Below are 11,644 nucleotides of genomic sequence, written 5' to 3' on the forward strand. Positions count from 1 at the left end.
CACAGAGTACCAAATTGGAACAAACGCGCGCATCGGGGTGACCGCGCCGGTTCAGGCGTCGTGCAGCACCATCCGCACACGCTTGTTGCCCTTGCCCTTGGACTCGGTCTTGATGATCTCGAAACGGCCGACCGCCCCGGTGGACGCGACGTGCGTGCCACCGTCGGCCTGCCGATCCAGCCCGACGATGTCCACCACTCGGATATTGGTGACCGAGGGAGGGATCAGGTTCACCTTCGTGCGAATCAGCTCGGGATCGGCGAGCGCCGCGCCACGGTCCAAGAAGCTGACTTCGATCGGACGATCCGCAGCGATCTCGGCGTTGACCAACTCGGTGACACGCGAGACAAAACCCTCCGGCAGCGGGCTGAATTCAAAATCCATGCGGGCGGCCAGCGGCTCCATATTCCCCCCGGTCACCAGCACGCCCCACTCGTTCCAGATGACGCCGCACAGGATGTGCAGCGCTGTGTGGGTCCGCATCAACTGCAGCCGCCGGTCCCAGTAGATCAAGCCTGAGACCTCCGTTCCCACCGCGGGCGGCTCCCGATCCAACCAGTGCCAAATGAGGCCGCCTTCCTTGCGTACGTTCAGCACTTGCCACACGTTGGCGTTCTGGTCTGCGAGCGTTCCCGTGTCATGGGGCTGGCCGCCTCCGGTCGCATAGAAGACGGTCTGGTTGAGCGCGACTGCGTCGTCGCGCACGGCGACGACGGTTGCTTCGACGGTCGTCTGGAAGGCGTCGCGCAGGTACATCTGGTCGGTCTGGGAGTCTGCGTTCTCATCGGTCGACATGGCCGCCGACGATAGGGGAACTGCCGAATTACCGTTGCGCCCGTGCGAGTGGCGACGTGGAACCTGTGGTGGCGCTTCGGGGACAACTGGAAGGCTCGACACGACGCCATCGCCGCCACGCTCGCAGCCCTCGATCCCGACATCGTCTGCTGCCAGGAGATCTGGGCCGAACGAGACGGCACCGACCAGTCGGCGATCCTGGCGGATCGGCTTGGCATGCACGTTGCGCACCACCCGCGATTCGGTCGCAGGGGCGAATCGTTCGGCAACGCCATCTTGAGCCGCTCACCGATCATCAGCTCCGAGGTGCATTCGCTCGCCGTCGACAACCAATCGGGCCATCGCAGTGCCCTGGTGGCACGCATCGCCCGAGGCGATGGCGAGATGACCGTCATCTGCACGCACCTCGAACACCGCTTCCACCTCAGCGAGATCCGGCAGGGACAGGTGGCCACGCTGTGCGAGCTGGCGGCGCCACATCACGATCCCGCAGGCTTCCCCGTGATCCTGGCCGGCGACTTCAACGCAGTGCCTACGTCCGAAGAGATCCGGCTGCTCACCGGCGAGCGTCCCCCGCCGGTGCCCGAGCTGGTCTTCAGCGACGCGTGGGCGCAGGCAGGCGACGGTCCAGGCCACACCTGGAGCGGTCAGAACCCCTACCTGTCGCAGGCCATGTGGCCGAACCGGCGTATCGACTACGTGTTCGTGGCGACGCCCCGACCGGTCCCCCAAGGCAACATCGCGGCCATAGGGCTCATCGGCACCGAGCCGGTCGGCGGCGTGGTGCCGTCGGACCACTACGGCCTCGCGGTCGATCTCATCGACTGAGCCCCCAGGTTGGCTACGGCTCGTAGAGCTCCAGAATCGCGGCCGCAGCCGTGCCGCCCGCTTCAGCGAGGTCGGGCGGCAGCTCCGCTGCGTTGACGACGTGCGTCTCAGCCCCGAGGCGCAACAGCATCTGGCTGAGCACCCACGGGCTGCGGATCGCGTAGGTGACGTCGCACCGATCCCCGTCCTGCGTCACCTCACGCGACGGGTAGGCCTCCACACGCCACAGATCGCTGCGGGGAATCGACAGCACGACGTCGGTCGTCTCGTCGGATTCTGCGGACGCGACCTCTGCCACCTCCCCCGCTTGCGGGGTACGGCCGTGCGGCACGCCCGTGTCGGTGCACTCCTCAATCCGGTCGACTCGGAAGGAGCGGAGGTCGGTGCGCAGGTGGCACCAGCCCCGCAGGTACCAGTGGCCGTCGTGCAGTGAGACCCCCAGCGGGTCAACCCGGCGCTCAGTGAGAGTGTCGGTGTTCGGCGTGTAGTAATGGATGCTGACCGTGGTCCCGGTGCGCAGCGATTCCCGCAGGATCGGCAGTCTGCGCGGCACGGGCAGGTCCACCGACACCCGTACTCGCTCGCCGTAGACAGCACGCAGCTTGTCGAGCGCAGTCGCAAGGGCGCCCGAGCGGTCGGCGCCGCGCAGCGCCAGCGCCGATTGGCCGGCCACCAAGATGCCGAACGCTTGGGGCACCGACAGGTTGAGCGGCCGGTCCAGCATGGCTCCAGGCTCGACGTGCACCCAGGCCTCGCCTGCGTCGCCATTGTCAGCGTCGTCGCCGAAGACGACCACACCGAGGTTCTGATAGACGCCAGCGCCCGCCACCTCGTAACACATGGCCGCCAGCAGCAGGTCATACACCGCGCTCGGCCCCATATCGAAGCGCTGAGCAATGTCGCCCACCGTGGCGCCGCCGCGCTCGACCACCCACGGAACGATGGCCAACAGCCGCTCGATCTTCGCCGAAGCGCTCGGGCCCCTCATCGCGGGTCTGTTTCTGCTCCGGAAACCAGCGCTCGCAGCCACGACGTGATCTCGTCCACCAGCTCGGGGGGCGATTCCACGACGGCATGTCGACCCATGTCCAGCAGCCACGTACGGAACGCCGTCCGGTTGCGGACTCGCGCCTCCACCGTCACCGAACCGTTGTCGTGCCGCACGACGACCTGGCCCCGCTCAGCGGTGGGTTGGTGCGCCATGGTGGCGTCGATCCGGACCCTGGCCACAAGATCGTCACCGAAGTCGATCTCCATCGGCTCTGACGGCAGCAGCCCCGCCAAGTCGACATCGGCTCTGGAGAACGCACCCCGCTCGCCCACGTCCGCATTGCCCTCCATGCGGTCCACACGGAACGTCTTGGCCGTGCCGTCCTCGATGGCAGCGAAGTACCAGTAGCCGGCCTGGCACAGCAGACCCAGCGGTTGCACGTCTCGCGCACGGCCTCCGTAGGAGAACCGGACCGCAGCGCGCTCCGCGGCAGCAGCCGCCAGAGCGGGCAGCAGTGCACTGGTTGACTGCTGGCTCGCAGCGGCGGTCTCCAGCGCCACCTCTGCGACCGGCGGCTCCAAGTCGCGTACCGACGCCGCCGCCCCGGCACTCGTGAGCTTGGCGACGGCCTCGAGATCCCACGTTTCGCCGATGTCCACCCGGGCTGCCGCAAAGCGCAGCGCGAGCTGCTCGTCGGGAGTCAATTGCAGGTCAGGCAGGAAGTAGTCCTGGCGCCGGATTGTGTACGACATGGCGCCGTTGTGTTCGATCGTCTCGGTGATGCGTACACCGAGGTTGCGGATCAGCGCTTTGTCTCGCTCGAATGAGGCGCGGGCGCTTTGGCGCAGGAGCCGGTCGGTGGTTCCCTCGGGTGCATACAGCCCGGTATCCCGCCAGATTTCTTCGCGGGTCTTGGGCACGTCGCGAGCCAGCAGGTACATCATGAGTTCCATCACGCGCTCGGTTGCGTCCGGCCGTGATCGCGTCGCCACCCTCGGGAGTGTAGGACTGCCTCATCGGGCAACCGGGTGAGTTACCGAGCTGATCGTTGGGCGGTCTGAGACCGGGTGTCAAATGTTGACGCTGGCCGCCCGCAGCGCCGCCCAGACCCGCTCCGGAGTCAGCGGGAAGTCGTCCATCCACACGCCCGTTGCATCCGCCAGTGCCGCGACAACGGCCGGCGCGTAGGGGATAACGCCCATCTCGGCCATGCCGCGGGCGCCGAAGGGACCAAGCGGATCAGCCAGTTCCAGCACGACGCTCTCGGTGTTGACGGGGATGTCGCCGATGCCGGGGATCAGGTAGGTGCTGAACCGGGGATTCAGCAGCCGACCGTCGCGGCTGCGCAGATGCTCGCTGAGCACATGGCCGTGCGCCTGTGCCACCGCACCCTCGATCTGGCCAACCACGAAACGAGGATTGATGGCCCGTCCGACATCGTTCGCACTGATCACCCGGTCGATGCGGATATGACCGGTGTCAATGTCGACCGTCAGCTCCACATGCTGCGCGACGTAGCCATAGGCGAAGTTGGGAAAGCCCTCGCCGGTCTCGGGATCCAGCTCGGTGGTCGGTGGCGGGATGAAGCGGAAGTGTCCGATGGCCGGCCGATCGCCCTCGCGCCACGCCTTCTCGGCTTCCTCGGCAGCTCCGAGGATTGAATTGCCGGCCATCCAGGTCATGCGCGACGCCGATGCCGAGCCTGAGTCGCCCGATGTGCCGGTATCGCTGAACCGACCTGCCACTCTTGCTGGATCCACACCGGTTGCCTCGGCAGCCATCTGCAGGAACGCAGTGTGCGCACCCTGGCCGACGTCAGCGCCGGCATGGGACAGCTCTGCCCCCGACGGCGTCTCGTCGTCGGGCTCGCCGTGCAGCACGATGGTGGCCTCGCAGCGCTCGGGAAAACCGAGCGAGAACCCGACGTTCTTGAACGCGCAGGCGAAGCCGCTGCCCCGACGCAGCGACGACGGGCGAGCGGGCAGCGATCCGAACGGGCTGAAGAGCCCTGAGCCGTCGATGTCAGAGCCGGCAGGGCGGGCAGGCAGGGCAGCGGCGTGAGCGCACGCCTCGATCACTTCGGGCATGGTCACGCCGGCCGGCATCGGGGTGTGAGCGATGCTCGGTGATCCCTCCCGCAGCGTGTTGACGCGGCGGATGTCGATGGGGTCCATGCCCAGCGCCTCGGCCAGCTTGTTCACCTGGCACTCCACGGCAAAGGCCGCCTGCGGTGCCCCGAAGCCTCGGAACGCTCCGCCGGGCGTGGCATTTGTGTACACGACATGGGTGTCGATGGCGGCATTGGGCAGCTCGTAGGGCCCGCCGAGGCCCAGATGCAGGTTCCCCATCACCTTGTTCGAGGTGTAGTTGTATGCGCCCGCGTCCAGCCACGCTTCGGCCTGTGCGGCGGTGATCTTGCCGTTGCGGTCGGCACCCCAGCGAGCCCAGATGCGCCCCCGGTGACGCTTGTGGTGACCGACGATGGACTCCTCACGCGACCACTGCATCGCCACGGGCCGATCGATGCCGCGCTCTGCCAGCCGGTAGGCGGCCAGCGCCAGGATGATCTGCAGCGACATGTCCTCGCGCCCGCCGAACGCACCGCCGATGGCGGGATAACGCACCCGGATACGGTCTTCGGGCAGGTCGAGCGCGTGCGCGATCTGCCCACGATCCTCGTGTGCCCACTGGCCCGCAATCTCGACGCACACAGTTCCATCGGCGTCGACCCACGAGGTTCCCGCTTCTGGCTGCAGAAACGCGTGCTCCTGGTAGGGCACCTCGTAGGTGGCCTCCACGACCACCTCGGCAGCTTCGAAACCGGCGTCGAGATCGCCCTTGCGGGTACGCATCGACTCGTAGGAGTTGGAGCCGATGCCGTCATAGGCGTGCACGAGCGGTGCACCAGCCCCCAGCGCTGCTTCCAGATCGGCCACGACCGGGAGCGGTTCCCACTCGATGTCGATTGCAGCTGCGGCGGCACGAGCCTGGGCGAGGCTCTCGGCGATGATGAGCGCCAGGTGATCGGCTTCCCAGCGGGACACATCGCAGGGCACCGGGCTGTTCCCGTTGTGATCGAGCCCGACGAAGACCGGCTGATCGAACTTGGTCAGTCCGTACTCGTTGCGGGGCACGTCAGCGGAGCCGAGCACCGCAACGACGCCTGAGGAACGCTCGGCAGGACCAAGGTCGAGGTGACGGAGGCGGGCGTGAGGCTGATCTGTGAAGACGACAAAGGCCCACAGCGCATCTGCACCGATGCGGTCGGCGGGATAGGTGGCGAGGCCAGAAACCTTGGCGGGGCCGTCGGCGCGCGGCGGCGAATGGCCCAGGCCGCCCGCCGTAGGCGTCGCCATCTCGAGTTCGATGGCCGCGCCGGGCCTACCGGGGGCGGCGCCGTCGGTCATGACGCAGCCCCCGTGTCGGCTGCTTCTTCGACTGCATCTGTGTCGACCGAGGCGGCTTGCACCGCCCCTGTGTCGACCGAGGCGGCTTGCACCGCCCCTGTGTCGACCGAGGCGGCTTGCACCGCCTCGATGATCGAGCAGTAGCCGGTGCAGCGGCAGAGGTTGCCTGACAATCCGATGGTGATCTGCTCGGAGGTGGGCTCTGAGATCTCGTCGAGCAGTGCCACGGCGCTCATCACGAAGCCGGGAGTGCAGAACCCGCACTGTGCGCCGCCGGTGTCCACCATTGCCTGCTGGAACGGATGCAGTCCGCCTGCGGGCGCTGCCACTCCTTCGACGGTGGTGATGGTCGCCCCGTCGGCTCGGCCAGCGGGCACCAGACACGAGAACACCGCGGCACCGTCGAGGTGCACCGTGCATGCGCCGCACTCCCCCTCGGCGCAGCCCTCCTTGGTGCCGGTGAGCCCGAGATCGTCGCGCAGCCAGTCCATCAGCGTCTTCCCCGAAGCGTTTGCTGCGCTGCGCCGCTCCCCGTTCACGGTCGCCGTGACAACGTCGTCGGGCCCGTCGAGCGCCGTCGACGCTGACGCAGCGCGTTCGGGGGCAGCCGCCGAAACCAACCGCGGCGGCTCATGCGGCCACCTATCGGCCGCTGTGCCGCTGGCCAGCGCGGCAATGGCGCGGTCCATCACAACACCGACGGCGTGCGACCGGTATTCGGCACTGCCGCGGATGTCGTCGATGGGCGTCGCCGCCCGGCGTGCTGCGGTGACGATGTCGCCCGCGGCTTCGGTCAATTCGCGACCTCGCGCCAGTTCGGTGGCCTCGGGCACCGTGATGATCGTGGGCGCAACGCTGCCGAGTGCGACAACAAGATCAGCCACCCTGCCGCCCTCGGTATCTGCCACCACGGCGGCGTGTACCACCGAGATGGCCTGCGCCCGGCGCAGACCCAGCTTCACGAACACGCCCAGCCGGTTCACACCGTCGGTGGCATCGAACCTGACTGCGGTGACGATCTCGTCGGATTCGAGGACGGTCTGGCGGAAGCCGGTGAAGAACTCGGTGATGGGGACCGTGCGCTCGCCCCTTGCTGACGACACAGTGACGTCGGCGCCGAGCGCCACAAGCGCGGAGATGGTGTCGTTTGCGGGGCTGGCCGTGACGATGTTTCCCACCACGGTCGCCCGGTTACGCAGCGGTGGTGACCCAACCTCCAGGCACGCTTGGGCCAGCGGCAGCCCCGCGGTGAGCATTGGCACCGAGGCAATGACGTCGGCATGGGTGACCAGAGGTCCCAACGAGACTTTGCCGCCGTCGTAGGAGATCTGGTCGAGGCCCGGCAAACCGGAGATGTCAATGAGCAGCTCCACGCCCGAACGGGCCCCGCGACTCAGTTCCAGCATCAGGTCGGTGCCGCCGGCGATCAGCCGCGCCGCGGCGCCGTGTGCCGACAGCAAGTCGGCCGCCTCGGAAAGCGAGCCGGGTGCGACAAATCGGGGCGGCAGCGGGAATGCCTGCTGGACGGGATGAAGCTGGAACATGCCGCATACAAGGGTGTCAGATGCGCCGCTCGCAGGCGACCCCCTGGCCCTAACCGCCAATTGCGGCCGCGAGTTCGTGCCGTTGCACCTTGCCGAGCGCGTTTCGGGGCAGCGCCGCGATCCGATGCGTGCGGCGGGGCCGCTTGTAGTAGGCGAGGCGTTCGCCCACGAAGTCTTTCAGCTCGTCGTCGCCGAAGTCCCGCTCGGCGACCACATACGCCACCACCACCTCGCCCCATTCAGGATCGGGCTCGCCCGCAACGGCGCACTCAAGAACATCGGGATGGGAGGTGACGACCTCTTCCACTTCACGGGGATACACGTTGAAGCCGCCGCAGATGATGAGCTCCTTGGCCCGCCCGACGATCTGGAGATAGCCGTCATCCCACTCGCCCAGATCGCCGGTACGGAACCAGCCGTCGGCGAAGGACGCCGCGTTCTCGTCGGGCCGTTCCCAGTAGCCCGAGAACACGTTGGGACCCCGCACCAAGATCTCGGCCGCATCATCGACAGCCCCGTCGTCGTCCCGGGGGACGGCATCCAGACGTACTTCCACGCCCGGCAGCGGAAAGCCCACGGTGCCGGCTCGTCGCGGCTCGTCGTACGGATTCGACACCAGCATCACCGTCTCGGTCATGCCGTATCGCTCGATGACCTGCTGCCCGCTTGCCTCCCGTACGGCGTCGTGTAGCTCCACGGGCATCGGCGCAGACCCTGAGACGCACAATCGCAGCGCCGACAACTCGCCGGCGCGTGGCGATGCCACCAATCGGGAATACATCGTGGGGACGCCGAAGAACATCGTGGCTCGGTGCTCAGCAATCGCATCGAAGACGGCGTCGGGGTCGAACGTCGGCTGCAACACGGCCTGCGCGCCCACGGTGAGCGTGCCGTGCAGCCCGACGCCGAGGCCATGCATGTGAAACAGCGGCAGCGCCAGCACGAGCACGTCATCGGGCGTCCAGCGCCACGCCAACTCCAGCGCCCGCACCGACGCCAGCAGGTTCCGGTGGCTCAGCACCGCACCCTTGGCACGTCCTGTCGTGCCAGAGGTGTACCCGATGAGTGCAGGTTCGTCGGGCCGGCGCTCATGCGCCCGAACTCGCATATCGAGGCCGCTCGCCGGGTCCCAGACGCGCCTGCGATATGGGTCCGTTACACCGAAGTCCCCGAACCGAGCGCGCGTCAACCGCTCCGCTCGCGAAGCCCGCCCGCCCGAGAGCTCCGCCGCATCGAAGTCGCCGACCTGCACCGTTGCATCGGCGTCTGCGATCCACTGGCGCCACTCGCCAGGGTTGCCGACGCCCTCAACCAATGCCGCTTTGGGACGACAATCAGCTACCACGTCGCGAACTTCATCGGCACGGTAGGCGCCGTTCAGCGGCACCACCACTGCGCCTCTCGACAACAGCGCCGTGTGCGCCGCAACCAAGCGGGATGAGCTCGGTCCGCTCATCAGCACGCGGTCGCCGGCGACGATGCCCGCACTTGACAAGTGTTGGGCAACATCTCGGGCGCGATCAATGAGCTGAGCGCCGGTCACCCAGCCATCGTGCGAATCCCACACCACCGTGCGCTGCGGATCGGACGACCATCGGTCCAGCCACACCGCAGGCAGGGTCCCGCCCGCAGTGAGATCTACGTCGGCAGCACTGCGTCCGGGCGGCAGATGCCTAGACCACTGAGACGCGTGCCCGTTGGGTTCTTGACGAAGGCGCCGCCCGGATTGAGCCGACATGGAGCACCCCCAACGGGATTCGAACCCGTGCCGCCACCTTGAGAGGGTGGTGTCCTTGGCCGCTAGACGATGGGGGCTGGTTGAGACGCGAGGCGCCAGCATAGCCACCGGCCTGCACGGCTCAGCCTGCACCGAAGCGGTGCTCCGCTGGGGCGCGCGAGCCCCCAAATGAGCTCTGCTGATCCCTAGTTCTCGTCGACTGGCGGCCAGATCTCGGTGTCAGGATGCAAGCCGTACCAGGCGAACCAGAACGACTGTGACGACACGATGCGCGGCAGCCTGATGTCGACACGGTTGCGTCCGTCGAGACCGTTGACGAGCAACTGGTCGTGCAGCACACCTTGGGGAGCCACTTCGACTGGGGCTCGGTGTCGCCACGCTGGGGCCGGTACTCCTTCAACGTCGGTTGCGCTGTAGACCCTGGCCCCACCCTGGTTCGGCACGATCACCAGGGGCTCCGTTCCAAGCACATAGACGAACGGGTCCTCAGCCTCGAGCGCGGTCAACTCCAGCGCCAATGAGTTGCCAGCGCGTTCGATCGTGACCACCTCGTCCTTGAGTGCGAAAACCGCGGGCGTCTCTAACGTCGGGAACCAGAGGTCTTCGCTGGCGTAGTACGTGCGGTAGGCCGCGCCCGGCGTGTAGTCGTAGGTGATCGGCGGACGCTCGGGCAGCTCGGGGAAGTACGTCGGCGGCGGTGTGTCGAGCGTGAACGTATCGGCGTGATCGGCGAGCCAGTCCTCCCAGCGCACGGTGGCGACCGGGTACTGGTCCAGTTTCGTGCCTGCCAGCGGGCCGGCGAACGCGGTGCCCGAGAGGTGGTTCCACAGGCTCTCGGTCTCGTTGTCGATCATGATCTTGTTCGAGTCCATCAGCAGGCCCGATGTCTGGAACGTGAGCTCGTCACCGTTCGGGAGCCGTCGGTCGAACATGAGCGCTGTCAAGCACAGCGTGCAGTAGCCGAGCGCCACCGGCACGCCGCCAACGACGTCGTTCAGCAGCTCATGGCGCGCCAGGAACCGCACCGGGTAGGCGCCGGCCTCGCCGCCGATCACCACGCCGAGCACCAGTTCTTCGGGCGTCATGAAGTCGGCCTCGGCAGGTGTCAGCCGCTCGGGGTTGTTCAGCTCCGGTATGCCGCCACGACCTACACCGCCCCACTGGATGGCGCCCAGCTTCACGCGGTCGGTGACCTGCGCCAACAAGTCTTCGTACTGGTACCCGACGTACGCATACAGCACCCGTTTCCAGATCTCGTAGCCCTCACCTGGATCGATGCCATTCGTGCGATACCACGAGCCGTACCTGACGTAGTCGGAGCTGAAGTCCTGGGTGCTCTCGATGCCAGTGAGCGTCTGAAGCGCCCGCATCGACGCGAGCGTGACGTCCTGCGTGCCACCGAAGCGCATGACGTCCAGGATCCACGGCACCCAGCGCTGTTCGCCGCTCAGGCCCATCTCTCCAGCGATATTCGCTGCAAACGCCGTGTTCGGCAGCTCCAGGAACTCGTCGACCTTCTCGAGCAGAGTCAGCTCGAGAAACGGCCGTCCATCCTCGGTGCCGGGGAAGAACGGCTCTGTCGTCGACGTCGGCGCTGTGTCAGTGGGCGCAGTGTCAGTGGGCACTGTGTCAGTGGGCACTGTGTCAGAGAGCGCAGCCTCCATTGGCGCAGCCTCGACGTTCTCTGAGTCGTCGACTACCTCGCCGTCGGACGGGGACAGCGTGGAGGTGGACTCGGCGACCGATGCGTCGTCGGGGTCCCCCTGCGAAGTCGAGCACGCAGCGACGAGCACGCTCACGGCCACAGCCGCGCAGATCAGCCTTCGCATACGGCTGCCGAGCCTATGGCAGGGCTTCGCTGCGTCACTGTCGGGCCTGTTGGACTAGAACGACGCTTGGGATGGGCTGCCGCGGCTGCGGCACACCGAAGGGGGAAGCGACATGGACAACGGGATGAGCGCCGACGCAATACCGGACAACCCGGCGGGCTATGTGTGCCTGACGTTCGATTTCGACGGACCGTCGCTGTGGATAGCCCGTCGCCAGACCACGCCGAACCCCATCTCGCGGGGCGAATTCGGAGCGATCGCCGTGCCCCGGATCCTGAAGCTGCTGTCCCGCCACGAGATTCCGTGCACGTTCTTCATTCCCGGCCATTCCATCGACACCTACCCCGACGCCGCCAGGATGGTCGTCGACGCCGGCTGCGAGGTGGGACTGCACGGCTACGCCCACGAGTACAACCCCCGGCTCAGCGAGGAAGAGGAACGCGCCATTCTCGAGAGGACGTTCGCGCAGATCGAAACCCTCACCGGTGCTCCACCGAAGGGCTACCGGGCCC

General features: G+C 67.1%; 9 protein-coding genes and 1 tRNA gene. 2 read left to right on the forward strand and 8 right to left on the reverse strand.

Annotated elements, in window-relative coordinates:
* Positions 1–51 precede the first annotated feature (51 nt).
* Positions 52–795 (reverse strand): alanyl-tRNA editing protein, encoded by a 744-nt coding sequence (locus ACOOHB_RS09925; protein ID WP_420444625.1) that lies wholly within the window; start codon positions 793–795, stop codon positions 52–54.
* 42 nt (positions 796–837) lie between these two features.
* Here ACOOHB_RS09925 and ACOOHB_RS09930 point away from each other — a divergent pair, with 42 nt between their 5' ends.
* Complete coding sequence (locus tag ACOOHB_RS09930; protein WP_420444626.1) at positions 838–1,623, forward strand: endonuclease/exonuclease/phosphatase family protein; 786 nt, start codon at positions 838–840, stop codon at positions 1,621–1,623.
* A gap of 13 nt (positions 1,624–1,636) precedes the next feature.
* Here the strand turns inward: ACOOHB_RS09930 and ACOOHB_RS09935 are convergent, their stop codons facing one another.
* The 7 genes from ACOOHB_RS09935 to ACOOHB_RS09965 all read right to left on the reverse strand — a co-directional run bounded on the left by ACOOHB_RS09935 (position 1,637) and on the right by ACOOHB_RS09965 (position 11,132).
* Positions 1,637–2,611, reverse strand: a complete 975-nt coding sequence (locus ACOOHB_RS09935; RefSeq protein WP_420444627.1) for a helix-turn-helix transcriptional regulator — start codon at positions 2,609–2,611, stop codon at positions 1,637–1,639.
* A complete protein-coding gene (locus tag ACOOHB_RS09940) occupies positions 2,608–3,606 on the reverse strand; it encodes a helix-turn-helix transcriptional regulator (RefSeq protein ID WP_420444628.1) in 999 nt (332 codons plus the stop codon). Before ACOOHB_RS09940 ends, ACOOHB_RS09935 begins: the two co-directional genes overlap by 4 nt.
* A 78-nt stretch (positions 3,607–3,684) precedes the next feature.
* Positions 3,685–6,021 carry a xanthine dehydrogenase family protein molybdopterin-binding subunit gene (locus ACOOHB_RS09945; RefSeq protein ID WP_420444629.1) on the reverse strand — a complete coding sequence of 779 codons (2,337 nt, stop codon included), beginning with the start codon at positions 6,019–6,021 and terminating at the stop codon, positions 3,685–3,687.
* Entirely contained in the window at positions 6,018–7,565 is a 1,548-nt protein-coding gene (locus ACOOHB_RS09950) for an FAD binding domain-containing protein (RefSeq protein ID WP_420444630.1), read from the reverse strand. Before ACOOHB_RS09950 ends, ACOOHB_RS09945 begins: the two co-directional genes overlap by 4 nt.
* A 49-nt stretch (positions 7,566–7,614) precedes the next feature.
* Complete coding sequence (locus tag ACOOHB_RS09955; RefSeq protein WP_420444631.1) at positions 7,615–9,174, reverse strand: class I adenylate-forming enzyme family protein; 1,560 nt, start codon at positions 9,172–9,174, stop codon at positions 7,615–7,617.
* Positions 9,175–9,307: 133 nt separating this feature from the next.
* Positions 9,308–9,380 (reverse strand) — tRNA-Glu (locus ACOOHB_RS09960).
* 108 nt (positions 9,381–9,488) lie between these two features.
* Positions 9,489–11,132 (reverse strand): DUF3179 domain-containing (seleno)protein, encoded by a 1,644-nt coding sequence (locus ACOOHB_RS09965; protein WP_420444632.1) that lies wholly within the window; start codon positions 11,130–11,132, stop codon positions 9,489–9,491.
* 124 nt (positions 11,133–11,256) lie between these two features.
* Between ACOOHB_RS09965 and ACOOHB_RS09970 the strand changes: the two genes are divergently transcribed.
* A partial coding sequence (locus ACOOHB_RS09970) for a polysaccharide deacetylase family protein (RefSeq protein ID WP_420444633.1) occupies positions 11,257–11,644 on the forward strand: 388 nt, incomplete at its 3' end.

The sequence above is a fragment of the Candidatus Poriferisodalis sp. genome (assembly GCF_965215815.1).
Taxonomy (GTDB): Bacteria; Actinomycetota; Acidimicrobiia; order Acidimicrobiales; family Poriferisodalaceae; genus Poriferisodalis.